Here is a 26,303-nt window from a genome sequence, read left to right as displayed (position 1 = left end):
CAATCAGCTCCTTTGGTTAATTGCATTTATTAAACTAGCATCCCAATAAATCACACGAAACTCGATCATCCAGTGAACAACGTCATCTTCGGGTTCTTGAATATTCCCATCCCTCAAATAATGAGTGCGGATAGGTCCTTCCCCTTCAGAGAAGATAATGTTGTGGTCAAGTATTTCCCTTAACCTATCCCGAATGTTCTCGGCCATGATGGTACTATTTCCTGCTGTGAAAATATCCATCACCACGCTACTATCCATCTTGGACGTAACGTCTCCTGCTTCAAATCCGTAGGATAGAACGATATAAGGCATTGGAATATCTTCTGTTGCCCATCGGTCGTATATCGCCGGAAAATCGGGAGCTAAACTATGCGCTGCCAGTAATGCTCGAAGGTCTAAATCCCCCGATAAGGTATTAAACAGAGTCGAGATTACACTCATTTGAACCATTCCCTTGTTAGCGCGGCTTTTATGCTTGACTCCCGCTTGTAATAAGCAGGAAGCACATGCGGTCTTGGAGCCATTCGGCTTGTCCCTTTTTCTAGATATAACGCATAATCTAAAGGGCTTCCGACTTCTCCAACTTTGTTCCCGCCTGTTTCGGTTACACGAAAACGGTAGGAACTTCTTAATCGTCCAGTGACAGTTGCAGGGGCTTCGCCTGGGCGACTAGCCCGATACGTTCGAGTTGAGCCGGGGATACGATAAGTTCTCCCTGACCGCTCCCCAACCAACATATCCTCAACGATTCCCGCATGCCATTCTGTAATGGCTTCTAGCAAGCGGTCTTCCTGTGCATCTTTCATCATACGAATTGCCTGTTGACTGTTATTTTGAACCGTTATATTCACTTTTGGCATCTGCATCACCTCGCTTCATGTGTATACGTTTTAACCAATTCCGCATAATCGGTTGATAGGGTTAGGGTTCCACTTGTAAAACGGTTGACGGATAGCATTCGAATTCGTAACTCATTACTAGCAGACAAATATCTCGTATAGTCAGTTAAGGTCAGAGTTACAAATTGTTCCGCAGTTTTTCCGTCATAGGTAACAGTAGTCGTTGAATCCCACGTTTTTGAAACCACATTATAGGCCTGTAAAGTGAAAGGCTGACCCAGTGTGCCTTCTACCCGAAATACCAAGCTTCGTAGATTGGTAGGAGAAACAATGAATGAGAAAACAAATTCAACTCGTCTTCCTACCCCCGAATCGATGGTATAGGATAAAACTTTTTGGTCATCTTCGGTTGCTACCCCGCTATACGAAACGGTATCTACCTCAATCAAGGTATCAATCGGTTCCTGTGTATACAGATTACTGTTAGCGGTAATGTCACCCTCTAGTAATTTTGTAAGACCCGCTCTCCCTTGAATACTAGATAGAGAAGAAATAGAGCCATCTATTAATCTCTGTCTGTTTAATACAGGGTTTGAAAGGTCAGAAACAGAATCTACCCACCCGATTAGGGAATGTAAAACGTTCATACTACTAGAAACGTTTGACACGCTTTCTATTTGTCCATTTAAGGGAAGGAAGCCTTCTACTATCAGTTCACCTAAAACAGATGAAAATGAGCTAATTTGAGCGTCTAACGGTATACCTCTTGTTACGTCACCGAGTACACTAGATAAAGCTTCAATTTCACCGATAAGTTGGGCTTCTACCCATATACTACTTTCAACATCTGAATTTGAAAGGATATTTCCACTTATCCCGAATTGAATCGCTAATTCTGTGGATAGTGTGGACTGTGCATCTATTCTTCCTCGTAACGTAACCTGTCCTTCAAGGGTAAAGGCTCCAGCCATATCGGAATTTACTTCTATTAAGCTATCTAGTGAAATGAATCGGTTTACGTTTCCGTATACGTCCGTATTCGCACTCACGCTTCCATCTAAGCGAAAAGCTCTATTTAGAGATCCATTTACATCGGAATTTGCTTCCACTGAACCACTGATTGCTTTTTCAGATAACAAGCGGTCTGCCTGTAAAGCCGACTGGTTTTCAATCGTGCCTTCAAGCGGTCTGCCTATATTCATAACAGCATTTGTAGTAGAAGTTGCTCCTATGTTTCCTCGAAGCTGTATTTCACCTTCTACAGTGAAACTTGCTGTTGAAGTAGAATGACCGCTTATCGTTCCGTTTAATGGACGGTGGATTGGTAACATGGCTTCTTCTACAGATGAAGCAGCTCCTATCAATCCATCTATTAAAATAGAGCGGTCTATCTCGCCGGTTACACTCGAATTACTAGAAACCTGACCTTGTAAGGTCATTCCCTTTTCGATAATGCCCGATAATGACGAATCCGCTTCTATCACACCATCTATGCCTACGGTCTTTTCCAACATATCCGCAGATAATTCAGATGTGACAGTTAGGATGTCCCCTTGCAAGCTACGAATAAGTAAGAGTGGAACGTCGGATACAAATGATTCGGCTTGAATGCTTCCCGCGATCTCCTTTTGTATTCCTGCCATCGCTTCTACTGAAGATTGAGAAGTAATTGAACCTTCAAATCCTCTATCAATGGTCAAGGTACTACTTATCTGAGCGGTTGCGGTAATGCTTCCGAATATTCCTTCTGTTTCTTCAAGTCCTCCTACAAGTGTAGAAGAAGCACCGACACTTCCTGATAATCCAATTCTCCTTGTTATCATGCTTTCAAGGTCTGAAATAAAAGAAATAGTGCCTGTTATTCCAAATGCAAGCCCGATAAAATCAGCATTTGTAGTTGAAACAACGTCCATATTCCCGCTTAATCCTCTGTTAATGGTTAGCTCTGCTTCTAAGGTAGAAGATGAAACCAGATTCCCTTCTAATCCCTTATCTATAAACAAGCTTCCATTCACTGTTGAAGAAACAGATAGCGAACCTTCTACATCATGGATTCTTGTTAAACTAGCGGAAGCTCCTGACGTTCCAGTAATAGAGCCATCAATCGGAACAATGGTTTCATCAACAGGAAATGTCCATTCAATCGCACCTAAATTGGCAATGGTATCTCCTGCATAAACCGTAGATTCCAGTACGACTTCAACATTTTGCATGGTCGTATCTGTAAGAACATCCGCATTAAAGGTTTCAACAATTGGCTGCGTTCCACCTTGAGGATATTTCATGCCTGATTGATAAACTTGTACACCACCGTCATAAATCGTAATTCGTGTACCTACATAATACGGATCATCGACTACCCAACGCATTGTTTGTAATCCACTAATCGGCGAATCTGGTGTTTCAAATTTCAATCGAATCGACGGACTAGACAAAGTATCAATGGTTGTTAGGACGTTCGCATCCTCATTCATCGGGTCATCTTGAATATACGTGACATCATTTGGTGTAAAGTTATTGATACTCACAATCTCAATTGGTTTTAAGTGCCTATATTGCTTCTGCGGGTCTGTTGTAACAGAAATCTCGGTCCCGTTACTCTCATTTCCTAACGTATCTACGGTTGTAAAGCGATACAAATAGGTCGTATTTGGTGCAACACCTGAATCGGTGTAGGTTGAACCGAGGTCTCCCGCTCGTTTTGTTCCATTTCGATAGACGTTGACTCCGTAAAAATCAGCATCCGTTGGCTTGGTCCAGTTGAATTCAATAACGATATCCGTATGGTTTTCGGTTAGATTTGTGATTTCAGCGGGTGCAGTTGTGTCAGGAGGTGGTGCTTCCACTGGTGATGGAGCAGAATCTCCATTTGTACCGACACTGAAATAGTCATAATCACGAGTTCCCTCATAGTCATACGAACCGATACCGATACTACCTGATGTAAGAGCAGTACTGGACGTTGAAATATCCCAAGTTGCTTGTTCCGCATCGCCATCTTTCCACGCTCTACCCATTAAGGAAGTTCCTACTCTTCGGAATCGGAACCAATACCATGTGTTCGCTTGGAATGCAATTGGCATAGCGGTATTAGAAGCTAATGTTGAATAGGAACCATTTACCGTTCGACCAATCCGTAAAGTTGCCGGAAACAAGGCATCCAGTTGAAAACCCTGTTGGGTCGTTTGAGTCGCACTTCCCGAAGCGTAAGCGAATATACGGGTTGGAATATTCCCACTTAATGAATCCGTTGTTTTCCATTTGAGCAAAACATCAAAATCGCCACTAACGCTTCCAACCGCATTCCATGTTGCTAACCGTCTAGCATCCGCTGTAGCGGTATGTCGTAACGTTTTTCCGTCTGTTGCATCTGCTACACTTGTAACTGTCCATGTATCATTTGTCGTGACCCATATAGGTGTCCAATCGGAAGGTTCATACCCGACCGTATATTCACTAAAATCCGTTTTATAAGTTGCCATTTACATCAGTCCAATGTAATTGTTAATGAATCCACTCCAAAACTTGCTGTATCTCCTACTCCGATTGTTTTAGATACACCGATTGGCGCATAAGCTAAAATTCCGCCAGTGTTTGAATCTGCAATAAAGAAATGAGTAACGGTTCCCCAATCTGCAGTTGCTTGTGGGAATGTAATCGTTGTACCGTTTGATTTTGTACCGTCTGTTCCTGTTGCAGGCCAGTTTGTTCCGTTATTTGCTACGGCAACACGAGCATAACCGCCACCTGTTGGCTCTGTTACGCCTGTTCCATCTTCATTAATAGCTGTGGTACTAAGTCCTACATAAACCGTTGCAGGTGGAGTGTAATTGACCCCTCCGAATACTTCATCTAAAATGACACTTTCAAGATAGTTAGTAAATGACATGTAATTTCCTCCTTAGTCGTATGTGACACCAAAATAGATTTTTCGTGTTTCGTCTCCATCCCCTGTTGCTTTTCCTGCAAATGTAACTTTTTCACTTTCCGTAACAAGAGCAGGTGTATTTTCAACAGGTTTTCCTGTTTCGACGACAATCAATTCCATATATTCGTCTTGATATGCAGGGTTTACGACACCTTGCACCTCGTATTTTCTTCCTCTGAATTCAATTACACAACCTTGAGTGATTGACGTATTATATCTCATATGAATTTGAGTGGTAACACTAATATCCATTGCAGAATATTGCGCGATCTCGGATATTCCAAGCGGTTCGATAGCTGCCCAAAACTGTCCAAGTGAAACAGGTTTGTTTGTCCATCCTCCCCGACCATCAAATACTTTTTGGGTTTTGGTGACAGTGACACGTTTATCTAAATATCCGCTAAACATTATGTCCCCACCAACTTTTTATACTTCCAAAGAAGCTCCTCTGCATCCCAAGGAATCTCCCCGACATTTCGGCTACGATCTCCAAGGGTACTTGTTTCGGTTACATCATCCCTGTAGTCATACCAACTGTTAACCATCCGCATACAAGCTAACTTTACAGTAGAGGGGATAGTCAAATATGTGACTACCCCCTCCGTATCTATTTCCGTAAAGTCGTGATTAAGATAAGCTTCGGCTTGTTCTTTAGCGGTTTCGATTAAGAGGGTTAGTAATTCATCATCAGCGGTATGATCCACCCGAAGATAGGATTTCATTTCCGTTACCGAAATGACTAATTGCTCCAAAGCCATCTACCTCACCACTTTCTTTACTGACCTGTATTTCCTCCACCAGTAGAACCGCCAGTATTTCCGCCACCTGTTGAGCCACCAGTATTTCCACCGCCAGCATTGCCACCAGTAGAACCTGTAGAACCACTAGCCATACCGCTTGGAGGTTGTTCACCTTGGCTAGATTGCTGACCTTGTGCTTGGTTTCGCTGTTCACCATTCCAACCGCTTAGGTTTCCAGATTCAACCGTTTCAGCATACGTATTTGTTTGAGCTTCGTTAAGGCTTGCTCCATCTTCAACAGGAGTATTCGCTTGACGAACACGATCTTGATTTGGATGGAATTTGCCTACATTTTCATTTTGTTGAGCTTGTGGTTGTTCCTCTTGGGAACGAGTTTGAACTTGTCCTTGTAAATGCTGATAAGATTCTTGAATTTCTTTTAAACGCATTTCAGCATTGTCTTTTCCTTGAACACGCTCACCGTTTGGAAGGTCGTACCAACCACCGCCTACGTGACGAGCTTCAAATGTAGAATTCTGAGAATCTACTGGCTGTTCTTTTTGGGAAGAATCATTTTTTTTTAGCTCTTCTTGCTTGGCACGAATTTCATTTAATTGTTGAATTAATTGCTGTTCTTGGGATTGAAGTTCCTCGGAAGCTTTTGCTTCTTCACTTTGCTCCGCTTGTTGCTGTTGCGGTTGCTGATTTTGCTTTTCATATTGAGGTTGTTGAGACGTTTCTTGTGGTTGAGCCTGTTGCTGTTGTTGTGGCTGAGCTTGCTTTTGCTCCTGCTGTTGAGCTTGTGGTTGCTCACCTTGATTTGCTACTTTTTGTTGATTTTCTTGTACAACTACTGTTTCTTCTTCTACTTTTTCATCACGAACCACTTCAACGTTTAAATCCTCGGGATTCACACCGTCAACACTGATTTTGATATTTACTGGATTAGCCATACTAGTCACATTCCTTTCTAATGCAGAAGTTTTAAATTCTGTTTGTTTTTCAGGAGTTTCGTATCTATATTTGGCTTGCAGTTTTAAATCGTCATGTTCAGGTTGAGCGGGTTCTGTTCCATCCGTATAGACCGCTTTACCTTGGTTTACTAACATATCCGCTTGGGCTTTAGACGTAGTAAAGAACTCTTGTCCTGCTACGATATAGCCACCAGTACCATAAAACGTACTAAGAGCTTTCATGTTATACACTTCAGCCATTACGCTTCACCACTTTCTTTTAGATAGGCTTCATACTCTGCAAGAGCCTTCTCTTTTCCTCTGATTCGAACACCATTAGGCAGCTCATACCAACCACCGCCAATATGAGGGACGACATCAGGTTCTTCACTCTTTAAATGAGCTTGCAATTCAGAAGGTTCTACAATATCAGGGCCTTCTACGGGTTCAATTAAATGAACTTCTCGAAGGTTCACTTTGTTTTCCGGCGGAGCTTGTTGATCGGGATTCTCCTTCTCGGAAGGTACGCTTTCTTCTTCCACTCTTTCCGCAAGTTTCGCTTCTGATAAAGAACGCGCTCTTGTTTCATTAAGAGCTTCAAAGGTTTGTCCTCTCCTTAGAAAACCCTCCGCACCCGCAAAGGTACGAAGAGCAATCATTTTAATTCCCATCTATAAATCATCCCCTATACGGTAGATGTAAACGTAAACGTGTACGATTAAACACCAGCAGTTGGAGCCGCGTCGAATGTTACACCAACGAATGCTTCTGGTCGGAAGATAGTTAATGCCATACGTTCTTCCGCTAGGATAGCAACCATGTTACGAGTGAAGTAATCTTGTGGCTCACCTACTCGGATATTTGCATCTTCACGATCCCATAGCATTGCACCCATATTGAATGAACCGATTAGGGCTTCACCTTCTGCGATTGCAGTTGTTTCTACTACAGGAACAGACCATAAACGCATAACTCCACCGTCATTGACATTTACCCAAATGTAGTGACCGTCATCACCTTTTGCTAATTGGATATCTTCCCAATCGTTCGGATGAAGTACGACACCGTTTACTGGATATTCAGCAATACGAGCTAATGTGATAGCACGACGGATAGCGTCGATTTTAGAATCTCCTACTGTACCACCGCTCCAGTTATAACCTTGGATGCCAGTGTGAGTTAGGATACCTTGAAGGTTCGGGCTTGTACCGTCACCGTATAGGATTTGTTGCTCTTCCGCTAACATTAATCCGTATAATAAGCGGTTATTGATATACGCTTGAAGCTGTCCTGCATCATCCAACACTTGGCGAGAAGCAGGAATCCAGTGAGCGATAGTCTTTACAGATTCGCTCATTACATCAAACGTTAAAGCTGATTCAGGCTTCGCTGTAGTCTCTGCTACTGGACGAGCTGTGTTCGTGAATCCTGTTTCTTGTACGTACTCAATCGCATTAGATTGTGTAGCTTGTACAGGTAATAGGTCACGTAAACGGAATGCTCGTGTTGGAGCTGCCATATCTACTTGAGCCGTTTGAGTGCCTGTTAATGCACCACCTGAACCGTCAGCAGTTGTGATGATTGCTTTACTGCCTTGATATAAAGATTTCGTACGCATTGGAGCGGATTTAAATTCATTTGCTTTTTTCATCGCTTCAAATGCTTCTGATTGAACGAACATTTCACCTAATGATTTAACTTGTCCGCCACCTGCTAAATCAGGGCGACCAAATTTCTTTTCGATTTCATCCGCACGTTTTTGAATCTCTTTCATTTCATCGCCGATGTCGGAAATTTTACCTTCAACGGATTTAATTTTATTAACGGTATCATCGTTTGTTGTACCGTATTTTTTGATTTCTTCTGATTGGTCATCTAGTAAGCCTTTCAGCTCACCCCAAGCTTCTTTAAACTCGGTATGCAATGATTTAATATTTAACTCAGTCTTTTCAGCAAAGAACTGAATATCTAATTTTACTAATGGATTGAATGGTTTTTTATACATCATTCGTGAATCCCCCTCATCTATTTGTAAGTGTACGGTTAAACATTGGATGGTCTTCATCACTTGGACCCGAATCACTGTCAGGATGATAGGCAACGATCTTCATACCTGATTCATCTGTATAAAAACAGTGTTGAGCCATTTCTTGAAGACAGAAGACTGTTCCAGGCACAAGCGGTTTTTCACCTTGGGGCGTTACACAACGTCCCTTTCCGCTTGCTACAATCCCCATTCGAATAGAAGGGTGGATGTGCATGGTTTGTCTGATATTTGGTGGGAAAACCAATAAGTTTAAGCATGGGTCTCCCTTTCGAGCGGGATGGATTAACAGCGAATCACTGCAACCATCTATATAAGCAAGACGTCCTCGATGTTCAACTGGTCCCCCAATTTGAAACATCCCTCGGTATCCATAGCGCTCAATTAAAGCAACTTTCCCTGTACCTTGGATTTTTAATTCTCCAACGGTTGAGAAATAGTAGCCTTCACGAACTGTCCAGTGGCTTTCGTTATTACAAAGCTCCACTTCTCCATCAATGACGTATCCGTAAATAGTTGATGTATCCGAACCTGCTACAAACTCTCCGTCTCCCTCGTAACCAAGAAGTTTAGTAGGATACATTCCACTACTTTCGTCAATGATTTCACCAGTACGTAATTCTTTATTGATAAATCCGTTTAATGTTTGTTCCATTTCTAGCATTTCAGCATAACCTCCCAAGAATATCTCGGCTTTTCCCCTGCATTTGAGTGATTGCTCGGCTCAAAAGAAAGGTAAAGTGAGCGATTGTTCCTAACCTGTTATATGCAATCCATCGATAAAACATAAACGTAAACGTAAACATTTACTTGTAGGAGTACTCCCTACCCTCTTTTAGCGGTTCGCTACGGTCAAAGGCTCGGCTACAAAAATACGTCCCTTCTTCCCGCTCACTCACAAACAAAGGCAGTCCTTTTCGGATAGCGGACATTCCCTTTTTGGTTGTGGTCAAGATCGCGTATGGCTGGTTTAGAAGCTGAGATACTTTTCGTAGTGAATAGCCTACGTCCAGTAACGCTCCTATCACTTCACTATCGCAATCTGTTTTCATCGTATAGTGAATATAGTTTGCTAGGTATTTATAGTTATAGACGTTTCCATTATGAGCAAAGATATGTCTTTCGGAACGAAGCGGTTGTACGACACCGTTATAGTTTCCAAATGTCGCAAGCCTGCAATGTCCAATCAACCACGATTCATCTTTAAACGAATCGAGAATGTCTATTTTCTGCTCCAATTTTCCGTTCCCAACTTCAAAATACCTATCACTTGCAACTCCCCAACCATGAACCCCTCTCGTACTAGCAAGCTCTCCAATCTCTTTTAGCAAAGACAGGTCTGGTTTACTTCCGATAAAGCCAAAGATTCCACACATTAGCGCATCCTCTCCAAAAACGTTTTTGCGGAAGCTATATACTTGGAAGCTTCAAAGACAATATCCTGATCAATCATATAAACTTCCCTCCAACCGTCCATAATTCCGTTACACCATTGTCGAGCTGCCCATGAATGGGTTCCACATCGATATCCTCTTGGCCACGAATAAAACGGAGGTAATGGATTCTTATAATAGTAATGGAGATAAGCTAGGATATGTTCATGTGTCCAGTCTGCAATAGGGCTGAACCGAGTAATTCCCTGTCTGTTGGTATAAAGGTTTTCTCCCTTTTTCCCAATGTAGTTACCATCGGCTTTTCTTCGTCCTAAGATAATGATTTCAAGCTTATGTTTCTCAAAATATTTCTCTTGGGCTTTATGTTGAATCATCTTGAACCACTTCGCAGCTGTAGTTGAATCTTGAGGGAAAAGCATATCCTGATGTTTCGCAAGCCATTTTAGATCCTGTCCTGTATTGATGACTTCTAATCCATCGGGCATATAATCCGTTACCCATCGTAAAAACTGGGGATATTCAAGATTACTCATTCCCATTAAGCATTCATGAACCCCTGCTTCTTTCATCACACCTTCAAGGGCAATGCTATCTTTCCCACCGCTCCATGCAAAGGCTGTTTTCTTCCCTTTGGTTTTCTTCTTCACATCTTCAACAGAGCGGTCAAGTAGATTATCCAGTTCCCGCTTTGGTACAATGTGTTCGATATTGTCCATTACCTCTATCCAGTCTTCATGAGAGGACGTTTGTTTTCTACCTAGTACCTGCATTACACAAAGTCCTTCGGTATTTTAAATCCAATGAATTTAAAGTAAAAATCATTGTTATTTCCTTGTGAAGGAAAGACTCTTAATCGCAATGCTTCCCCCGGCACTGTTCGGATAGGGGCAATTCCGTTCCAAATATGGTCTTTGCTACTGGTTACAGTATATCCAGCGGTTGTTTGCCATGAATCAGGATTAAAATCACCTATCGTCTCATCAAAATGAAAGTTTCCTTCTAAAGACATACGAACGGGATTGGAAGAATTGGTTACGATTTTTTCTGAAAACCAATAGATTTCATAGTTATCAGTTGGTTTGCATTCACAAAGAGGAAGAACAATATCTGTACCTGTCGGGCAATCTAGCCATCCATACTGATTTAATGAGATACCATCAGGTAAATCAATTGTGTTCGGTTGGAAAAAGGCTTGATATCCGTTAATGGTTGCCCATTCCATAAAGGAACTTTGATAGAAGGCTCGGCTCATATTCTCACCTACTTTCTCGCATAAGAGCGGATTTCAGATAGCAAGGATTTTAATTCTGCATCCTCTTCTAAATTCACAGATTTTCCATCGTCTGTTTGGTCTTCCTCATTGCCTGTTTGAGCTGAATCACCTGTTTCTAATACGGATTCAATAAGTTGAACCGCTTGTTCCAGATTCGAACGGTTGCTTTTTGATAAAACTTTCCCTGCTTTTAGTTCTTCCATGTTGATAATAATGTTTCCATCTTTCGCACCGAATGTTTCACTCTCTAAGCGGTCATTCATCTTGTCTAAGAGCGTTTTGATTTCTCCAAGGCTTCTGATATGGTCATCTTTAAAGATATCGTTTAAGGCTTGTAAATGCTTCACGTTTGTAATCATCGCTTCGGGATTCGCACCCCATGTTACAATCGAAACTTCATATAGCTTCAACTCTTTTAAAAGACGCACACCTTTTTCTTGATCCACATCGTCTTTTATTACGTCATAGCCAATGGACATTCCATCTACTACACCGTCACGCATAAGCTCAATCGCTTCGTCTCCCTTTTGGGTCTTACTGATTTTCCCCTCTACATATAACCCTTCGTCTGTTTCCTCAATGACATCAGGCATACCGATAGGGTCAATATGCTGCCATAAAACCTTAATCATATTTTTAGGCTTACGTTCTGAAATAGTTTTCGTGAAAGCTCCCTTTTCGATAATGTCATTGTGTAAATCTACATTTCCGAATTTTGAAGCATACCCTGAAAACGTACGTTTACTTGTATTTGCTTTTACTTCCATCGCTAGGCTTTTAAATAACATATCATTCACTCCTTTTGGGTTATCTGACTACTCGATACGATAGGGTACAACGGCAATTTACATTTTCACTGGCTTTACTTCCACCGCCTGGATGAAGCATAGCGTCGCCACCTACATGAAATTCCTCATCAATGCCTACCATTGTTCCATCTACACCCTCATGCGTATCACGAACCCGCTTGTCTCGGCTCGATACCCACACTTTTTTTGGGTTTAATCCTGTCTGTTTCGCACTAGCCATACTCCCAAAATTAGAGGAAGCTACGGTTTCCGTTCGAGCAATAACTTCCGCTCTACGTTTCGTAAAACCGTCATATCGTTCACGAATGGCTTTGGCGATCTCCACTACACTCAATCCTTCTTCTTGACCAAGTGCAATCACGTTACGGATTAAATCTTTCGTGGTATCTAAAACATTTTTCACCATGTCAGCGGCTCTATTTGCTACCCATAGCTGAATAAAATCATCCCAAGGGTCAAAGGCTTTGGTTTTCGTAGGACCTTGTGATTTCAGTAAATCCCACGTATTCTCCCCGAAGTCTTCAATTACCGCTAGATACATAGCTTTGTATAACTGGCTCCACGTATTTTCACGTATCTCGATGGCTTCAAAAGCTGAATCTGCTCCCCCATCTTGATAAGCTTTGGCTACTGCTTTTGCTTCACTTTGGAATAAATCCTCAACACGTTTCGAGAACTGGTTACTCCACGCATTACGTCTGCTATCGAGGTTCTTCCAGTACAGCTCTTTTTGTTCTTCGGTATCTAAGTTCCAAGCCTTTTGGTTACGTGGTTTATATCCCGCTACATTTGGTTCTGCGTCTAGGTTTATATCATCGTTTACGTTTACGTTTTCATCTGTAGAAGTAGCATCCGTTGTGGCTTGCGTTGGGTCTGTTCCTGCAATCATTAAGTTAAGCGGAAGATATCCAACCTCTCCACCTTCAATTTCATCAAATCCTAATTCTAAACGTTGATTGATTTCATTGAATGGTAAACCCATAGACCATAACTCTTTTGCAGTAGCTACTTTTTCCCCGTAGTTATCTTGAATGGCTTGCACACTAGATACATCGTAACTAAGCACAAGACCTTCCCCAAATTCAGGAGTTAAGGCTAGGTTGAAGCTACTCTTTAAATCTTCTAGTAAAGGAATCATCGTATCTAACCAAAAGATTTTACGAGCGGTTTCGATATTGCTAAGCGTAGCATTTTCATATAGTCCGACCATTGGAGGTGGAACATTAAAAACGGAACAAATTTCTTCTCGGGTAAAATTACGTGATTGGATAAAATCCATTTCAGCGGGAGTTAACGACATCTGTGTCCAATTTGCTTCCCCACCTAATACCCAAGGAGTACGAGCACCACCTGAACCTTGATGTTGGTCACGTACCATAGCTCTTGCATCTTCCCACTGTTGACGGGTTAGCGGTTGTTTAAAAGAAAATACACCGTCTGCAATCGCTCTGTTTTGTAGACTTACTTTCTGCCAATCTAGCATTTCACTATCCGTATCTACACTTCTCGCAACCGCTTGAAGCGGAGCTAATCCCCAGTAAAGATTTGCAGGATCAATGAACATGAAGTGTAGAATCTCATCCGCAGGAATTTCATACGTAATCCCATTTGCTCGGTACTCATATCCTGCAACAAAATCTGTTTTGCTCGGGATAGGAGAGATAGCATCAGGCATTACAGGCCATAATTCAGCTACGACATTATTGACCTTCACTTTAGATAAAATACCGTTACCGCCTAAATACAAGTGTCCTACCATACGTTCAAACATATCTTGTCCACTCATAAAAGGATTTGGCTTTTTCAGTAGCAGCTCAAGCGGATGGTTCGGAATTTCTTCTAATCCTTCGTCTGTTTCTCGGTATACTTTCCAAGGAACCGAAGCCGCTGTTTTCGCAATACGTGAGACACAGGAATATACCCACGTACTCGATTTATAGCCATAGGCAACCGCATTGTCGGTACTCCAATCCTTCCAGATCGGCTTATTATTTGCGTAAGTAGGAAGGGTCTGCATTGGAGTAATTGACTTTTGCTCCATTCCTTTAGCCATTTTCCATGCCGTTTTGAAGCGAGTCCACATATGTTCACCTTCTTTCTTACATGTACTATGAGAGTTTAGGCTCTACCGATAAATAACGGTTGAGCTTGCATGAAGCGTAGGAGTGCCATAGAAGTCGAATCTACAACATCATCGTGCTTCCCATTTGGAAAGGCTGTAATTTCTTCTACATAATCGTGTACCCAAGGGGCAATACTAGGGTCAGGTATCCAAATATTCCCCGCTTCCATCTGTGGCGATACAGCTTGCAAGCGAGCAACTTTGGATTCCTTAGGCGAATACGGAACAATTCCTGCGATCTCGTTTTTCAACATTTCGATGACCGCTGTACCATTAGCTTTATCTTCCACTAACTTAGTTTGCGCATCAGGGTATTTAGCGGTCATGTTCCGTATCGCTTGCATAGTTGCGACGATACCCATTTTGTCACGTACCATGTCTAGTAAATAGCGGTTTGCTCCTACTCTTCCCCATACCGTACCAACTACATAATCACTGGTACTCATATCTTTAAAACTACAATCCCAAGACTGTATGATTTCTTCAAATTGAGCAGGAGGAGCTTTGTAATATTTCCACCATGAGCGGTTAATAATGTTCCCACTTTCAGGACTAGGTCGCTGTTGGTAAAGAGAAGCCCACGTTTGGGAACCTACTTCTTTTTTCTTTTCCGCAAGCCATTGTTCATCATAGCCACGTTCAGGCCATAAAGGCTCACCTATTTTGCGTCCAAGTAAATCATCATCATCTTCGGCTTCAGCAGGAAGGGAGATAACATCCCACTTTTCCCCTTCTTCTTCTAGCAATCGTCCGACTAAATCATCTTCTGACCACCGAGTTAAAATGATAATAACCGCTCCCCCTGGATGTAATCGGGTTAAGAGTGTATTTTGCCACTCATTCCATAAGCGATTCTTATAAGCAGGAGATAAGGCTTCGGTTCTGTTTTTGATAGGGTCATCGACTACAAGTAAGTCTGCACCTTCCCCTGTTACGGAAGACTGAACCCCTGCGGAAATCATCCCGCCTCTATATCCATCAATACCGAAGTTGGTATTACTAGCATTCATACGGTCTATTCCAATATCGAATATCTCTTTGCCATATTCATTGATTTTCTTTTTATTTTCTCTCCCAAAACGTTGAGCAAGACTATCCCCATACGAAACTTGAATCACTCGTCTATGTGGGTTCTTGCCTATAAACCATGAAGGAAAGGTTTCGGATACGGTCATGGATTTTGAATGTCGTGGAGGTAAACATAAAATTAAGCGGGTACATTCACCCCGCTCAACCGCTTCTAGCTTTTTGCATATTAAGTCTGTATGTCTTGCAGGAACATAAACCCCTCGGTGAACATGCTGTACATAAAATCCGTAATCAGTCCGAGCGAGGGAGTTGACGGTCTTGTTCCATACGTCGTCTGTAAAGTTCTTTAAAAAGCTCTCTAGATTCACTGTCTGTTTCGATTTGTTGTATGATGTTGTACTCATGTTTTGTCTCCCCTTTCTCTTCCACTCGTTCATTCGGTTCACCCATGAGTAACAAATCTAACTTAACTAATCGTTCTAAATCCAAAACGGAATCTACGACAATCTCTTTATCTTGCAATCGCTTGGCAAAATCAGCAATCGCTCCTTTGATAATCGTGCGATAGCGGGCTTTTTCATCTGCAACCGTAGTAGTGGTTTTCTTTTCTAACCTTTTGGCTACATCGATATCCCGCTGCGCAACACGCTCTAGCCATCCAAAATTCGTAGACCATTTATAAACAGTAGTCTTACTCGTATTAAAATGGTCAGCTACCTTTTGATAGGTGCGCTTTTCTCCTAGAGAGTAGTAATATTCAAAGGCTTCTTTATGTTTCAGTGTTTCTTTCATACATCATCACTAGGAACCCATCCTGTGTTGAAACCTTCTTTGGATCCTCGAACCAACATTCCTGACTGGTCGTATAAGCGGTCTACTTCTTCCTCTTCCATTTGCAGACGTTTCCCTACTTCTTCAAAGGAAAGCTTCTCATTATCAACTAAGTGACAAACAATATCCGCCATCTTCAATACACCATGATTTCCTCTTGCTCGGTTATGACGAATCGTAGACATCATTTGATGTTCCAGTGGTACGTCTAAATAAACAACAGGTACTTTTCCACCTGTCATCGCACTTACTTCTTTATCGCTACTGGTTGTCCAACGATGGAAGCCATCCACAATTTCACCGTCTGTTCTCGCTACGATAGGCTGTGTCCACCCATCTTCTAGAATGCTAATCTTTAATAAACGCATTTCCTTTGGAGAAACATGGTTCGGGTTGTACCCATTCGCATGTAGCCTTTCTCTATCTACCCACTCAATTTTATTTAAAGGTTGATTATCGATTCCGTTTGGCATAGTTCGGGTCCTCCTTTAATTTTTCCTCAAGGGCTTTGTAATACTTCTCTTTTGCTTTATGACGGTTTTCATAGTCCACTTTATGCAAAGGGCTTCGACGTCCCTTAAAATCCCCACGTTGAGCAAGCATGAGCAGGAAATCCCACGATAAACCTGTATCATAGTGAGGGGTTGTATCGAGTATCGGGTCTTTCGTCTTTTTGTAGTGCAGCTTGATTTCATCTTGAATACGTTTCGCTATCATCTTTTGGGAATTGTCATCAAACTTCTTGATGTAGTAGTTAATGGCTTCCTCCCACGTCATGCCTTCAGGTCGTACCGCTTTTTTTCCGAAGGAATACAATTCTGTTCGGGCATACATAGAAGCGGTATTTGCGCCTGGAACTCGTTCGCTCATCTTGTCCCAAATATCAGGGAAACACGTTTTAAATAAATACAATCCTCCGAGCGGTTCTTCTCCGTATGGTGGAGCACACCGTTGCTGATTGTGTTTAATGCCCGCTTTTTCCATAACGTCATAGGCTTTGTTATAATCCCATCCAAACTTTTTAGGAGCTGTCCATACATCCTCTGTGTACCAGTCATAAATCGGATAGACTTTCCACACGTTCCCTTTGTCTGTTTCACCAGTAGAAGGGGAAATGTAATTCTCTTTTATTTTCATCGACACCGCTCGTCTTCGGCTTAAACTCTCCTGCGCTCTAATCCCCATCACTAAACCTGTCGAACCATATTCACTAGGCGGGAACAGCATACCGTTTAACTGCGGGATAGGAAGCACCTTATAGTTTGGTATGTCTTTATACGTGATAGCTTCAGGAGGTAGCGGTCTTACCCACTTGTCTTCCTCTTTTGGATTCCAAGGATTCCAGTATGGTTGTTTTCGGGAACAAGCGTTACGATGCACGACCGGCAGACAAAACCAGCGGAAGCTAATCCCCTCCATTTGCGAGACACGACGGGCATATTCCTCCGTTTCATAGGGAATGGCTTCTTCATCGTAAAAGACTACATCAAGCGGTAGTCTACCTAATTCCTTGGCGATCTCGTATGTGAGCATGAGACAAACCGTTGAATCTTTTCCTCCCGAGAAACTGACACATACATGGTCAAAGATTTCAAAGGCTTTATAGATTCGTTCTTTTGCAAGGGTCAATACGTCTTTATTTAATTGCTTGGCTTTATAAACTTTTGACATGCTGTACATCCTCCCCCTTTACGTCTTTTGGTAGTAATAGGGTAAATACACCCGATAGTAAAACAGAAGCCAGTGAGCCTATGACAATCCATACTGTATGGTGTCCGAAGTTACCGTAAGCGAAAATAGGAAGCCCGACTAGAAAAGAAGCGATGATACCGTAAAATACTCCCTTTTCAGCTACATTCGGTTTTAGTAACGTAATGACAGTAGGCAATAACGTTGTGGCTCGTATCGTTCCATAAAATAAAAATAAGTAAAGTATTTGCATGTGTGGTAGATTCGCTATGATTAAAGCGGTAGCACATAGCAATAACATCGCAATTCGTGAGATAAGTAAGCCATTTTCTAAACTGTTGGGCTTTTTGCTATCTGAAAACAAATCGTGTCCTGCAATGCTAGAGACCGCTGATAAACAACTATCTAAGGTACTGACTAATCCGCATAGAATCATGATAGTGAAAGGAACGGCTGTCCATTGCGGTAGATACGTGATAACCGCTTGTAAATTGGTGAGCTGCGTATCTTCAACCATGATTCCATTTCCTGCAACCACAAAGCCAAGTAAACTCATCATCAGCGGTACGGTTGCGAATATCACCGCTCCACGTATGAATGTCTTTTTAATGCTTCTTTGTTCTAGAGAGAAAGCACGTTGCCAAAACGCCTGATCTCCAAAGGGTCCAGATAGTAAGCCAATAGTGGTAGATAATCCAAATGTGAGAAAGACTTCTGTTCCTCCTGCACCAAATAAGCTACTATACTGACCGCTTATGCCACCCAATCCATATTGAATGGTATGCCATCCTCCCGCTTTCACCACTACCCAAGGGATTAACGTAAAACCTATAAGAAGGATTAACCCCATCTGTACATAATCCGCTACGACTGAACCTTTCAATCCGCTTGTAAGGGAATACCCTAGAGCAATCATGGCCATGAGAATCGTTACCCAAATGAAAGGCAATCCTGTTAAAGCTGAAATGATACTTCCACCTGCTAAAAGCTGAACCGCAAAGGAACATGTGCTTAGACCTACGAGCTGTACGATATATAAGCGTTGCACACGTTTTGAATATGTTTCCCTCATAAACCCCGATAACGTGAAACCTTCGGGCATCTTGGCTCTTATTCGTACTGCGAAAAAAGAGAAGAGAATCAGACACCCTACATTCGGGGCTACGAACCAAAACACACCCGCTATTCCTTGCTCATATGCCTTTTGCGCTCCTAGAAATAAAGCGGGCGCCCATATCCAACTAGCGGCGATACTAAAACTCCCTTGCCATGAACCAATCCCTCTATCTCCAACTAAGAATCCTTCTTTCGAGCGGGTATGACCTCGTGCAAATAGAAATGTCGCAAGGTAAATGATGACGGCATATATGACGATAAGCAGAATCCCTTCCCTTTGCGTAAACAATTCCATTTACTTCGCTCCCCCTAAATACTTATTACAGATTCGTAAAAGAGCTTCGGAACTAGTTGATAGCTGAAAATCTTTCTTCGCTCGTCGGATGGCTTCAAGGATAATGTCCCTTTCATCAAACGTGACAGGGAATGTCATTTTGAAATATTGCTCGGCATCCTCTTTGTCGTATTCTTCGATTTCAGGCTCAGAGCTTGGATTTGTATAACTCGGGTATACGTCATGTTCACCTTCGTCTACGTTTCTGTTTACGTTTACGTCTTCATCAGGCTCAAAAGGTAGCGGCTCCCTACTGTTAATACCCGTATTATCGGTATTATCAATCTCGTTCACTTCCGTATCACTTTGTATAATATCGTTTAAGAAACTACCGCTTCGTTGCTGTTCCATTTCTAACTGATACACAAGGTCATCAAATTCACGTTGGTCGAATCCTAAGTTATCTAAATCAAATTGTTCCCGTTCTAATTCCTGCAATACTTCAGCTAGAGCTGTCGTTTCAAATTCACCTTGTACTTTATTCAGTGTCACGTTTAATGCTTTCTCTTGTGGCTCATCCAGATCCACTACAGATACTTGTGCTTTCTCTATACCTAAGTCACGTAAAATCTTTAAGCGTTGATGTCCGCCTACTAATCGTCCTGTACGCTCATTGTAAATCATCGGGTCTATATAACCGTATGTAAGAATAGAAGCCTTTAAACGGTCATAAGCTACGTCCCCTGGGCGTAAATCCTTTCTAGGGTTATAATGAGCGGTATCAATCGAATCTAAATTCATTTCCTGCATGTTCAGTTGTTTAATCTCCATTGTCTTGCTCCTCTCGATATAAATAAAAGAACCACTGAGCAAGCCGAGGGGCTCACCCAAATGGTTCTTTCGGGGGTGTATGCCTTCCTCTCACTTTACCTATTCAGGTGGGAATAGAGGAAAAGCCATACGCAACAGTAAATCAACATTAAAGGAGTCCATGTGGGTTGGACAGATAGCAAATACATTAGGCTTCTCCGATAAACCTAATACACTCTCATTATACAATTGACGTACGTACTAAAAGCGACATCTTTTATAACTCGAATATATTTCCCTTATTGAACACGACAGGTAGCCATCGTTCAGACTGATATTGGTATCCTAGTTTTTTAGCTAATGGATAACTAAGCGCTCTCCCATCCATCAAATAAACCATGAGTGGTGCTTGTTCGGGTTTAATCACTCTATCATCAAAGATTAATTCTTTTACGGCCTCTGCATAATCCTCGGACATATTCGACCACATCTTCACATTTGGGTTGGTCGGTATACAGACTGAATACGTACCCTTATACGGAATCTCTTGTCTTTCAAGCTCCCACTCGAACTCTACGAAACTCACACCTGTTTTTTCATTCATCACTTTCATAACCGCTTCTTTGATTCGCTCTTTCATAGTTCCTCCTGTTTTACGCATTATGCGTCCCTGTTAGTCTAAACCCCTTTAATTTTAACAAAAGTACTCGTAATCTACTCTTTGTCCTAATCTCCTGTCCATTCTCGTGTCGTAACAGGTAATAGGTAGAATACATGTCATTCCCTCCTAAAAATTCGCTTGGATGAATTTAACGAGCTCTCGGTATTTATCCATGTATTTCAGTTGAATGAGTCCATTTCCTACAGCTTGTCGGGTATATTCAAGCGGTACAGTACGTTTGATAAGTTGCGCATATAATTCTGATTCGGTTAGCTTTCTTCCAAACTCTCGCTCTCCCATTACTTTTACAAGGGCTAAGGCTCCTGCTACGTGCGGACTAGCCATACTCGTACCTGATAGTTTTGCATATTGGCTTCCTAAATACGTACTCTGAATATCTACACCGGGGGCTACGAGATCCACTTCTTCGTTTATGTTACTAAACGGAGCTATACGATAGTTTGTATCCACCGCTCCTACAGAAATGACTTCGTTATAGCTTGCAGGATAATCATATTCATACGTAGTCATATCATCGTCGCCTTCATTACCAGCTGCGCACACAATCGGAATGTTCTTTTCGTTTACCGCATACTTAATCGCTTCATGTAATTCTTTTACGTCCTGCGGTCCACCTAATGACATATTCATAACAGAGACAGTTTCCCCATTTGGTCCTTTCCAATCCGCGGCATACTTAATTGCATTAATAATCCAATCATAATTTCCGCTACCTTCACCTGTTAAAACTTTTAAGATTAAGAGTTTCGTAGAGGGTGCGACACCTACTACCCCACCATTATTTAAAACAGCGGCAATCGTTCCTGCTACATGAGAACCATGTCCATTGTTATCTTCAAAATTCGTTTCATCGCCTTTGTAATCGGTTGTGAAATTCTTTCCTCCGATAATCTGGTCTTTTAAGTCAGGATGGTTACGTGAAATGCCTGTATCTAATATCGCTACAACCGTTCCTTTTCCTTGGTCGGATTCTTTCCAAAACTCAGGGGCTTCAATCATCTGTACTCCGTCAGGTATTTCATTCTTTTCCGCAGATACTTGATGAACTAAAAATGGACGTAATTCGATTTCGTTATTACATGACATAGTGGTTTCCACCTTTCAGGATTTGGTTAATTTATAAACAGGGTCAACGATCTCCTTATCTACACGATCTAAATAGAGAAGAAGAACCTCTAAGCGGTTTCGTCTTATACGTCTTGCTATTTCGGGAATGCTAAAACCTCGTTCGATAAGCCTGTCAAAGATTCGCACTTCCTTTTGGGTAAAATCGAGATTCTTATCTTCAAAGACGATGTAAGGCTTCCCTTTGTTGGTATCGTAATACATCGCTTCTCTAGTCATCGCCAACCCAACCTATTCGCAATGTCCTCTACAATGGATTTTCGCCACCGTTGGGCTTGTCTTTTACTAATCGGTACTTGGCTTGCAATGCCTTCCCAATTGTATTTCTGTGGTCGTGACCAATAGAGAATCTTGACTAACCGCTTCTTTTCTTTTGGCAATTCATCATAAACGGTTGAAATGGCTTCAATCACTCGTTCCAAATGCTGAACACGTTGCACATTCGGTAGGTCGGCTTTTGTATGTAGAATCTCGTTTTTAATTTGTTGTAACTCTTTTTTGGTTTCGTGAAAATGATAGAGCTCTCCCTCAACATGTTTGAAGGTTCCCCCGCTCAGTCGTTCTTTTACAGTTGGCAAGGCACACGTACCCCCTTTGGCTTAATCGTCAGATTCTTCGCTGATGGATACTTCCAGATCGTCATCAGGATTCTCCACTTCTAACTGGTCAGCAATTCGTTCTTCAGCTTCACTGACCGTCATTTTCGTTTCTTGATACGTAATCTTCTTTTCTTCACACGCTGCTAATAAAATGCTGATGGAAAGTAAACTTGCCATAACTACTACTCGTTTTAAAAACATCCTCTTTCCCCCTCACATTAAACATGTACCTACAATGACTCCCCAAAATAAGAGAGATAGCAAGATTCCAATGAAGCATCCTTTTGCAAAGGCATACTGCTCCACGTACATCCCCCCTATAGCTCGATTAATTGAACATGGACTCTAGGCTTCTTTTTATCTACTCGAAACGAATGATGAATGTCCCCTATCTCTTTCCATCCATCGTTTTTTAAAATACGAGCTTCCACTAATCCATCAAGAATGAATTTTGTGCCGGCCATGATATTGTCTTTATCTTGTCGTTTGTCTTTCATGTACCAAGTGATCAGGATATTAACACGTTCTACTGGTCTTAATCGCTTGCATGACCAAGCTACGAGATTCGTATAGTCTTCTTTCATCTTTCGGTAGACGCTCCAATGGGATTTACTAGCGTCGATAATCTCATTCATGGTTGGCAATGTGCCTTGAATGATAAAGTTCACTCCCAATCCTCCCCACGCATTTCATCATGAAAAATCATTTTGATAATACGGATAGCTTCCTCAAATGCAAGGGCTTGTCCTAAATGGAAAATAGCGAACTGATCCCCTTTAATTTGTGATTTGTGCTGAGCTTCTGCGTATTTTATGCCAATCAATCGATTTGCTCTTCTTATTTCAGCTTTGCGGATACCTTCGTTAATATTCATGTTATTTCTCCCCACTTTCTCTGTCCTTTTATTCGTAAACGTCTTATCCGTTGGCATACACTCGGTTGTGTTAAACCTAATACCTTGGCGATCTCCCGCTGAGTATATCCCTGATAGAGAAGTTGAATGAGCGTTTCTTCTTCCTCTTCCAAGTCCTCTTTAATAAAACGGTCAATCACTCCTTGCTCAATCTCATACGTCTCGGCATGACGTTCAAGCAAGCGGTTCTGTTCAGGCTTTAATCTTGATTGCTTTCGTAACAGGTGAAGAATTTCGTTCCGAGCTGCTACATACGCATACGTAGAAAACTTGGTGTTTTTATTCGGCTTATACGTTTTGGAGGCTTTCCATATCCCTATCAAGCCCGCCTGAACCAAATCGTCTCGGTCTAATCCATTCGGAATATAAAAACTGTTTACAATGGATTGAACCATTGGGATATGATTCTCAAGGTTGTCCTTTTGAGACATTAGACATCCTCTAGCTTCTCAATCGGAATGCCTTCAATTCGGCTAATGGCTAATAGCTGTCGATAATTAGAAGCCCGATTATAAACGCAATTGTTATTCCCGATAATCCTCCACCATGTTCGTTCTTTATCATCAAGCACTTTGGCATACTTACTGCTTTTAAATTCGGAAGCGGTTAGGTTACTGGTAAACCAAATAGGCTTATTCGCTCGTTCCCTTCCGTTAATCACTTGAAAAATCCAGTCTTTCTCTTTCTTGTCTAGCTTTTGAGAGGAAAGTAAATCATCCCATACCAATAAATCCGCTTCTAAACAAGCATTCATGATTTCAAAGAAACGTTCTTCATTGTCGTAATGGTCTGTTTCTCGGAAGCGGGATAGTAAATCTTTTTCCGTCAGAAAAATAACAGAATAGCCTTGTTTTAACAGGTCATTCGCACCTGCGGCGGTTAAATGGCTTTTACCGTTTCCACTCTGTCCGAATAAGAGCACACCTATTTTTCCCCGCTCTTTAAAATTAGCAACGGCTTCTTTGACTTCCTTATAGGCGCTTTCCATCCCTGGGCGAACTTTAATGTTGTCCCATGTGTAGGACTGCAGTTCTTCCATGCTACTAGACAAACGTAGAATCTTTTTGATTTTCCGATTCTTTTCAAGCTGTTGCTGATCCTGTTTCCATTGTTCCTGTTCCTCTACATGACATTGACACGCAGCTGACACCCAACGTTCACCGATTAACGGAATGTCGATAAACAATTGGGGTCTATCTTCCCCGCAGATATTACAAGGAATCGGTTCAGGCTTTTCATCTTTATTTGAAGAATTCGAAATTGGTAAATGGTTGATTGCTTTCCTCATGCTCTTCACCGTATTTACCTCCTCGTATCAAAGTGGGGGCATTAAATAATTCTTCCCCCATTCTTAAATCATTCTTAAACATTCTTGTTTGTGCTTTTTTGATGTCTTTCTGATGTTTTTCTGATGTTTTTTTGATGTCTTTTTCATGTTCTCGGCTTTGATAAAAGTCATAATTATCAAGGGTTAGAAGGGTATATTTTGATGTCTTTTTTGCGGTACACATTCCGTCTTCTTCTAATAAAGTTAGGAATTTTTGTACTTTCGTTCTGCTCCACTTCCAACGCTCGGATAATTTCTTCATACTGGTTAAATGTTGACCTCTTTTAATCGTGATGAAATTAGAATTAAACAGGATTCTCTCATCCTTGTGATTAGCCCGAAGCAATAAGTCAATCCATGCTTCGGCTTTACTGTAGACACGCTTTTCCTTAAAAATATCCGCTTCAAGTATCTGCCTGTGTAATTTAATCCATCCTTGCATGGTTTTATACAACCACCTTTATTTTCACAAGGTCAGACACATCACAATCTAATCCTTTACAGATACGAACTAGTGTAGAAAGAGAAACGTTTTCGGTTTTTCCATTTATGATTTTTCCTAATGTTACGCGGGATACGCCGGTGCGCTCTTGCAATTCAAGAATCGTACGGATGTTTTTCTTAGCCATCAAAACAATTAAGTTCTGAGCGATAATTACATCATTCATCTAAATCAAACTCCTTTCTCACTCTTCCGAATCGGTTTTTTTGCCATTCCAACATTCGTTCCATCATGCTTGGGTCATCATGTATTTTTCTATGGCATGTACTACATACGGTTGCAAGGTTTCTCGGGTCATGAACATGGTCTAAGTTATATAAACGCTCGTCATATCTACCCTTTGGAATCAGATGGTGCAATTGCAGACTTTTTCTGTGGCCACAAACCACACATTGTTGATGATCTCGCTCTTTTACAAAAGTACGAATCGGTTTAGGTATATTTTTGAGCTTCTTTTTCCTTCTTTGGTGATTTGGTTTTGGTACAGGTCGAAAATATAAATCATAATCATCCATTTCCGTTTCCTCCCCACTCAAGCAAAAGGACTTCAAGCTGTTTCTTTAAGGCATTTATGAGTTCTTTCGTGCTGTCATAGGCATTTTTCCATTTAATCAAATCGGCTTCCGCTTGGTATTCCATTTTTCGATACTTAGTAATACGAAGTTCTGCTTTGCCTTCTTTTTCTTTAGAGGTTCCACCCTCACGTACAATAGCAATGGCATATTCTCGCCTTCGGTCAGCTTCTATCTGTCCGAGCTTATACGTAGCATGAGCGATATAAACACCGAGAACCCGAAGGATTTCGGTATAGACAACTATTTTTTTCGCAAGGTCTGAGGGTATGTCTTCGTTGTATGTATTTGCTTTGTTGTAGAGTTGGTCTAGCTTCGTTGTAGAGTTAGACATGTTTAACCCTCCTATAAGAAGGGAATGTCTTTATCAGATGGTGGTGGATAAGATTCTTCCTGCTGTTGATTGGTGTCGTTTCTAGGTGAGGTATCATCATTTGCTTTAAATTGCAAAATGGTATGGTCTAGTGGGTCTATGCTACGGTCAATTTTGCCTTCATAAATTTTGTAGGCTTCCTTTCCAGTAACAGAGATTACTTTGGCTTTTGGAATCGAATTCGCAAGCTTTTCAGCTCGTTCGCCAAACCAAACTGCTCGAATCCAATATGTTTCCTCTTTTTCATCTTTAAAATTCCAACGTTTATCCGCAATGGATACGGTCAGGACAGGATGTCCATTTGGGCTGTATCTAAACTCTGCATTTCCTACATTTCCGCAAACTGTGATTATTGCCAT

35 protein-coding genes are annotated in these 26,303 nt (G+C 41.5%); all 35 read right to left on the bottom strand.

Translation table 11 applies throughout. The features are described from left to right. Positions 1 to 3 precede the first annotated feature (3 nt). Positions 4 to 441 (bottom strand): hypothetical protein, encoded by a 438-nt coding sequence (locus tag M3225_RS26855; protein WP_251400154.1) that lies wholly within the window; start codon positions 439 to 441, stop codon positions 4 to 6. Then, positions 438 to 860 carry an HK97 gp10 family phage protein gene (locus M3225_RS26850; RefSeq protein WP_251400151.1) on the bottom strand — a complete coding sequence of 141 codons (423 nt, stop codon included), beginning with the start codon at positions 858 to 860 and terminating at the stop codon, positions 438 to 440. Before M3225_RS26850 ends, M3225_RS26855 begins: the two co-directional genes overlap by 4 nt. Positions 861 to 865: 5 nt before the next feature. Continuing rightward, the gene (locus M3225_RS26845) at positions 866 to 4,321 is read right to left on the bottom strand and encodes a hypothetical protein (RefSeq protein ID WP_251400148.1); all 3,456 of its coding nucleotides are present in this window, start codon (positions 4,319 to 4,321) and stop codon (positions 866 to 868) included. Between the two features lie 5 nt (positions 4,322 to 4,326). After that, the gene (locus M3225_RS26840) at positions 4,327 to 4,728 is read right to left on the bottom strand and encodes a phage tail fiber protein (RefSeq protein WP_251400146.1); all 402 of its coding nucleotides are present in this window, start codon (positions 4,726 to 4,728) and stop codon (positions 4,327 to 4,329) included. A 12-nt stretch (positions 4,729 to 4,740) separates the two neighbouring features. Beyond that, the gene (locus tag M3225_RS26835) at positions 4,741 to 5,175 is read right to left on the bottom strand and encodes a phage head closure protein (RefSeq protein ID WP_251400144.1); all 435 of its coding nucleotides are present in this window, start codon (positions 5,173 to 5,175) and stop codon (positions 4,741 to 4,743) included. Continuing rightward, positions 5,175 to 5,525: a head-tail connector protein gene (locus tag M3225_RS26830; RefSeq protein WP_074683519.1), complete on the bottom strand. Its 351-nt coding sequence runs from the start codon at positions 5,523 to 5,525 to the stop codon at positions 5,175 to 5,177. Before M3225_RS26830 ends, M3225_RS26835 begins: the two co-directional genes overlap by 1 nt. 17 nt (positions 5,526 to 5,542) lie before the next feature. Beyond that, entirely contained in the window at positions 5,543 to 6,721 is a 1,179-nt protein-coding gene (locus M3225_RS26825; protein ID WP_251400143.1) for a hypothetical protein, read from the bottom strand. Then, entirely contained in the window at positions 6,721 to 7,131 is a 411-nt protein-coding gene (locus M3225_RS26820; protein ID WP_251400141.1) for a hypothetical protein, read from the bottom strand. Before M3225_RS26820 ends, M3225_RS26825 begins: the two co-directional genes overlap by 1 nt. 47 nt (positions 7,132 to 7,178) lie before the next feature. Next, the gene (locus M3225_RS26815; protein ID WP_251400139.1) at positions 7,179 to 8,468 is read right to left on the bottom strand and encodes a phage major capsid protein; all 1,290 of its coding nucleotides are present in this window, start codon (positions 8,466 to 8,468) and stop codon (positions 7,179 to 7,181) included. A gap of 13 nt (positions 8,469 to 8,481) precedes the next feature. Continuing rightward, on the bottom strand, positions 8,482 to 9,168 hold the full coding sequence (locus tag M3225_RS26810) for a hypothetical protein (RefSeq protein WP_251400138.1): 687 nt from the start codon (positions 9,166 to 9,168) through the stop codon (positions 8,482 to 8,484). Between the two features lie 142 nt (positions 9,169 to 9,310). After that, positions 9,311 to 9,880 (bottom strand): class II glutamine amidotransferase, encoded by a 570-nt coding sequence (locus tag M3225_RS26805; RefSeq protein ID WP_251400137.1) that lies wholly within the window; start codon positions 9,878 to 9,880, stop codon positions 9,311 to 9,313. After that, on the bottom strand, positions 9,880 to 10,668 hold the full coding sequence (locus M3225_RS26800) for a phosphoadenosine phosphosulfate reductase domain-containing protein (protein ID WP_251400135.1): 789 nt from the start codon (positions 10,666 to 10,668) through the stop codon (positions 9,880 to 9,882). Before M3225_RS26800 ends, M3225_RS26805 begins: the two co-directional genes overlap by 1 nt. Beyond that, positions 10,668 to 11,150: a hypothetical protein gene (locus tag M3225_RS26795; protein ID WP_251400120.1), complete on the bottom strand. Its 483-nt coding sequence runs from the start codon at positions 11,148 to 11,150 to the stop codon at positions 10,668 to 10,670. Before M3225_RS26795 ends, M3225_RS26800 begins: the two co-directional genes overlap by 1 nt. Positions 11,151 to 11,158: 8 nt before the next feature. Further along, positions 11,159 to 11,959, bottom strand: coding sequence for an HK97 family phage prohead protease (locus M3225_RS26790; protein WP_251400117.1), 801 nt, complete (start codon positions 11,957 to 11,959; stop codon positions 11,159 to 11,161). A 19-nt stretch (positions 11,960 to 11,978) separates the two neighbouring features. Next, on the bottom strand, positions 11,979 to 14,063 hold the full coding sequence (locus tag M3225_RS26785) for a phage portal protein (protein ID WP_251400115.1): 2,085 nt from the start codon (positions 14,061 to 14,063) through the stop codon (positions 11,979 to 11,981). A 35-nt stretch (positions 14,064 to 14,098) separates the two neighbouring features. Then, the gene (terL, locus tag M3225_RS26780; RefSeq protein WP_251400100.1) at positions 14,099 to 15,535 is read right to left on the bottom strand and encodes a phage terminase large subunit; all 1,437 of its coding nucleotides are present in this window, start codon (positions 15,533 to 15,535) and stop codon (positions 14,099 to 14,101) included. Continuing rightward, the gene (locus M3225_RS26775) at positions 15,423 to 15,923 is read right to left on the bottom strand and encodes a hypothetical protein (protein WP_074683455.1); all 501 of its coding nucleotides are present in this window, start codon (positions 15,921 to 15,923) and stop codon (positions 15,423 to 15,425) included. The genes terL and M3225_RS26775 overlap by 113 nt, the downstream gene beginning before the upstream one ends. After that, positions 15,920 to 16,435 (bottom strand): IbrB-like domain-containing protein, encoded by a 516-nt coding sequence (locus M3225_RS26770; RefSeq protein WP_251400085.1) that lies wholly within the window; start codon positions 16,433 to 16,435, stop codon positions 15,920 to 15,922. Before M3225_RS26770 ends, M3225_RS26775 begins: the two co-directional genes overlap by 4 nt. After that, complete coding sequence (locus tag M3225_RS26765) at positions 16,416 to 17,633, bottom strand: DUF3440 domain-containing protein (protein WP_251400082.1); 1,218 nt, start codon at positions 17,631 to 17,633, stop codon at positions 16,416 to 16,418. Before M3225_RS26765 ends, M3225_RS26770 begins: the two co-directional genes overlap by 20 nt. After that, positions 17,617 to 19,062 (bottom strand): sodium:solute symporter family protein, encoded by a 1,446-nt coding sequence (locus M3225_RS26760; RefSeq protein ID WP_251400079.1) that lies wholly within the window; start codon positions 19,060 to 19,062, stop codon positions 17,617 to 17,619. Before M3225_RS26760 ends, M3225_RS26765 begins: the two co-directional genes overlap by 17 nt. After that, a complete protein-coding gene (locus M3225_RS26755; RefSeq protein WP_251400076.1) occupies positions 19,063 to 19,872 on the bottom strand; it encodes a ParB N-terminal domain-containing protein in 810 nt (269 codons plus the stop codon). A gap of 256 nt (positions 19,873 to 20,128) precedes the next feature. After that, positions 20,129 to 20,491 carry a hypothetical protein gene (locus M3225_RS26750; RefSeq protein ID WP_251400073.1) on the bottom strand — a complete coding sequence of 121 codons (363 nt, stop codon included), beginning with the start codon at positions 20,489 to 20,491 and terminating at the stop codon, positions 20,129 to 20,131. Positions 20,492 to 20,638: 147 nt separating this feature from the next. Further along, positions 20,639 to 21,619, bottom strand: a complete 981-nt coding sequence (locus tag M3225_RS26745) for a S8 family peptidase (protein ID WP_251400070.1) — start codon at positions 21,617 to 21,619, stop codon at positions 20,639 to 20,641. A gap of 15 nt (positions 21,620 to 21,634) precedes the next feature. Next, entirely contained in the window at positions 21,635 to 21,877 is a 243-nt protein-coding gene (locus tag M3225_RS26740; RefSeq protein ID WP_251400067.1) for a hypothetical protein, read from the bottom strand. Continuing rightward, complete coding sequence (locus M3225_RS26735; protein WP_251400064.1) at positions 21,874 to 22,236, bottom strand: transcriptional regulator; 363 nt, start codon at positions 22,234 to 22,236, stop codon at positions 21,874 to 21,876. The genes M3225_RS26740 and M3225_RS26735 overlap by 4 nt, the downstream gene beginning before the upstream one ends. A gap of 21 nt (positions 22,237 to 22,257) precedes the next feature. Next, the gene (locus tag M3225_RS26730) at positions 22,258 to 22,458 is read right to left on the bottom strand and encodes a hypothetical protein (protein ID WP_251400061.1); all 201 of its coding nucleotides are present in this window, start codon (positions 22,456 to 22,458) and stop codon (positions 22,258 to 22,260) included. Between the two features lie 116 nt (positions 22,459 to 22,574). After that, entirely contained in the window at positions 22,575 to 22,925 is a 351-nt protein-coding gene (locus M3225_RS26725) for a Holliday junction resolvase (RefSeq protein ID WP_251400058.1), read from the bottom strand. Further along, on the bottom strand, positions 22,922 to 23,131 hold the full coding sequence (locus tag M3225_RS26720) for a hypothetical protein (protein ID WP_251400056.1): 210 nt from the start codon (positions 23,129 to 23,131) through the stop codon (positions 22,922 to 22,924). The genes M3225_RS26725 and M3225_RS26720 overlap by 4 nt, the downstream gene beginning before the upstream one ends. Further along, positions 23,128 to 23,601, bottom strand: coding sequence for a sigma-70 family RNA polymerase sigma factor (locus tag M3225_RS26715; RefSeq protein WP_251400053.1), 474 nt, complete (start codon positions 23,599 to 23,601; stop codon positions 23,128 to 23,130). The genes M3225_RS26720 and M3225_RS26715 overlap by 4 nt, the downstream gene beginning before the upstream one ends. Further along, positions 23,601 to 24,458, bottom strand: a complete 858-nt coding sequence (locus M3225_RS26710) for an ATP-binding protein (RefSeq protein WP_251400198.1) — start codon at positions 24,456 to 24,458, stop codon at positions 23,601 to 23,603. Before M3225_RS26710 ends, M3225_RS26715 begins: the two co-directional genes overlap by 1 nt. Further along, positions 24,412 to 24,939, bottom strand: coding sequence for a hypothetical protein (locus tag M3225_RS26705; RefSeq protein ID WP_251400051.1), 528 nt, complete (start codon positions 24,937 to 24,939; stop codon positions 24,412 to 24,414). The genes M3225_RS26710 and M3225_RS26705 overlap by 47 nt, the downstream gene beginning before the upstream one ends. Positions 24,940 to 24,943: 4 nt before the next feature. After that, positions 24,944 to 25,165 (bottom strand): helix-turn-helix domain-containing protein, encoded by a 222-nt coding sequence (locus M3225_RS26700; RefSeq protein WP_251400049.1) that lies wholly within the window; start codon positions 25,163 to 25,165, stop codon positions 24,944 to 24,946. Further along, positions 25,158 to 25,514: an HNH endonuclease gene (locus M3225_RS26695; RefSeq protein WP_251400046.1), complete on the bottom strand. Its 357-nt coding sequence runs from the start codon at positions 25,512 to 25,514 to the stop codon at positions 25,158 to 25,160. The genes M3225_RS26700 and M3225_RS26695 overlap by 8 nt, the downstream gene beginning before the upstream one ends. Then, positions 25,507 to 25,905, bottom strand: coding sequence for a hypothetical protein (locus M3225_RS26690; RefSeq protein WP_074683471.1), 399 nt, complete (start codon positions 25,903 to 25,905; stop codon positions 25,507 to 25,509). Before M3225_RS26690 ends, M3225_RS26695 begins: the two co-directional genes overlap by 8 nt. Positions 25,906 to 25,916: 11 nt before the next feature. Further along, entirely contained in the window at positions 25,917 to 26,303 is a 387-nt protein-coding gene (locus tag M3225_RS26685; RefSeq protein WP_251400043.1) for a single-stranded DNA-binding protein, read from the bottom strand.

The sequence above is a fragment of the Priestia aryabhattai genome (genome assembly GCF_023715685.1).
Lineage (GTDB): Bacteria > Bacillota > Bacilli > Bacillales > Bacillaceae_H > Priestia > Priestia aryabhattai_B.
The sequence above is the reverse complement of the archived record's forward strand: the minus strand, read 5'-3'. Positions and strand labels throughout refer to the sequence as shown.

Coding starts and splice junctions, on each gene's coding strand:
- M3225_RS26855 (WP_251400154.1), bottom strand. CDS start 441: ATGAGTGTAATCTCGACTCTGTTTAATACCTTATCGGGGGATTTAGAC.
- M3225_RS26850 (WP_251400151.1), bottom strand. CDS start 860: ATGCCAAAAGTGAATATAACGGTTCAAAATAACAGTCAACAGGCAATT.
- M3225_RS26845 (WP_251400148.1), bottom strand. CDS start 4,321: ATGGCAACTTATAAAACGGATTTTAGTGAATATACGGTCGGGTATGAA.
- M3225_RS26840 (WP_251400146.1), bottom strand. CDS start 4,728: ATGTCATTTACTAACTATCTTGAAAGTGTCATTTTAGATGAAGTATTC.
- M3225_RS26835 (WP_251400144.1), bottom strand. CDS start 5,175: ATGTTTAGCGGATATTTAGATAAACGTGTCACTGTCACCAAAACCCAA.
- M3225_RS26830 (WP_074683519.1), bottom strand. CDS start 5,525: ATGGCTTTGGAGCAATTAGTCATTTCGGTAACGGAAATGAAATCCTAT.
- M3225_RS26825 (WP_251400143.1), bottom strand. CDS start 6,721: ATGGCTGAAGTGTATAACATGAAAGCTCTTAGTACGTTTTATGGTACT.
- M3225_RS26820 (WP_251400141.1), bottom strand. CDS start 7,131: ATGGGAATTAAAATGATTGCTCTTCGTACCTTTGCGGGTGCGGAGGGT.
- M3225_RS26815 (WP_251400139.1), bottom strand. CDS start 8,468: ATGATGTATAAAAAACCATTCAATCCATTAGTAAAATTAGATATTCAG.
- M3225_RS26810 (WP_251400138.1), bottom strand. CDS start 9,168: ATGCTAGAAATGGAACAAACATTAAACGGATTTATCAATAAAGAATTA.
- M3225_RS26805 (WP_251400137.1), bottom strand. CDS start 9,880: ATGTGTGGAATCTTTGGCTTTATCGGAAGTAAACCAGACCTGTCTTTG.
- M3225_RS26800 (WP_251400135.1), bottom strand. CDS start 10,668: ATGCAGGTACTAGGTAGAAAACAAACGTCCTCTCATGAAGACTGGATA.
- M3225_RS26795 (WP_251400120.1), bottom strand. CDS start 11,150: ATGAGCCGAGCCTTCTATCAAAGTTCCTTTATGGAATGGGCAACCATT.
- M3225_RS26790 (WP_251400117.1), bottom strand. CDS start 11,959: ATGTTATTTAAAAGCCTAGCGATGGAAGTAAAAGCAAATACAAGTAAA.
- M3225_RS26785 (WP_251400115.1), bottom strand. CDS start 14,063: ATGTGGACTCGCTTCAAAACGGCATGGAAAATGGCTAAAGGAATGGAG.
- terL (WP_251400100.1), bottom strand. CDS start 15,535: ATGAGTACAACATCATACAACAAATCGAAACAGACAGTGAATCTAGAG.
- M3225_RS26775 (WP_074683455.1), bottom strand. CDS start 15,923: ATGAAAGAAACACTGAAACATAAAGAAGCCTTTGAATATTACTACTCT.
- M3225_RS26770 (WP_251400085.1), bottom strand. CDS start 16,435: ATGCCAAACGGAATCGATAATCAACCTTTAAATAAAATTGAGTGGGTA.
- M3225_RS26765 (WP_251400082.1), bottom strand. CDS start 17,633: ATGTCAAAAGTTTATAAAGCCAAGCAATTAAATAAAGACGTATTGACC.
- M3225_RS26760 (WP_251400079.1), bottom strand. CDS start 19,062: ATGGAATTGTTTACGCAAAGGGAAGGGATTCTGCTTATCGTCATATAT.
- M3225_RS26755 (WP_251400076.1), bottom strand. CDS start 19,872: ATGGAGATTAAACAACTGAACATGCAGGAAATGAATTTAGATTCGATT.
- M3225_RS26750 (WP_251400073.1), bottom strand. CDS start 20,491: ATGAAAGAGCGAATCAAAGAAGCGGTTATGAAAGTGATGAATGAAAAA.
- M3225_RS26745 (WP_251400070.1), bottom strand. CDS start 21,619: ATGTCATGTAATAACGAAATCGAATTACGTCCATTTTTAGTTCATCAA.
- M3225_RS26740 (WP_251400067.1), bottom strand. CDS start 21,877: ATGACTAGAGAAGCGATGTATTACGATACCAACAAAGGGAAGCCTTAC.
- M3225_RS26730 (WP_251400061.1), bottom strand. CDS start 22,458: ATGTTTTTAAAACGAGTAGTAGTTATGGCAAGTTTACTTTCCATCAGC.
- M3225_RS26720 (WP_251400056.1), bottom strand. CDS start 23,131: ATGAATATTAACGAAGGTATCCGCAAAGCTGAAATAAGAAGAGCAAAT.
- M3225_RS26715 (WP_251400053.1), bottom strand. CDS start 23,601: ATGTCTCAAAAGGACAACCTTGAGAATCATATCCCAATGGTTCAATCC.
- M3225_RS26710 (WP_251400198.1), bottom strand. CDS start 24,458: ATGAGGAAAGCAATCAACCATTTACCAATTTCGAATTCTTCAAATAAA.
- M3225_RS26705 (WP_251400051.1), bottom strand. CDS start 24,939: ATGCAAGGATGGATTAAATTACACAGGCAGATACTTGAAGCGGATATT.
- M3225_RS26700 (WP_251400049.1), bottom strand. CDS start 25,165: ATGAATGATGTAATTATCGCTCAGAACTTAATTGTTTTGATGGCTAAG.
- M3225_RS26695 (WP_251400046.1), bottom strand. CDS start 25,514: ATGGATGATTATGATTTATATTTTCGACCTGTACCAAAACCAAATCAC.
- M3225_RS26690 (WP_074683471.1), bottom strand. CDS start 25,905: ATGTCTAACTCTACAACGAAGCTAGACCAACTCTACAACAAAGCAAAT.
- M3225_RS26685 (WP_251400043.1), bottom strand. CDS start 26,303: ATGGCAATAATCACAGTTTGCGGAAATGTAGGAAATGCAGAGTTTAGA.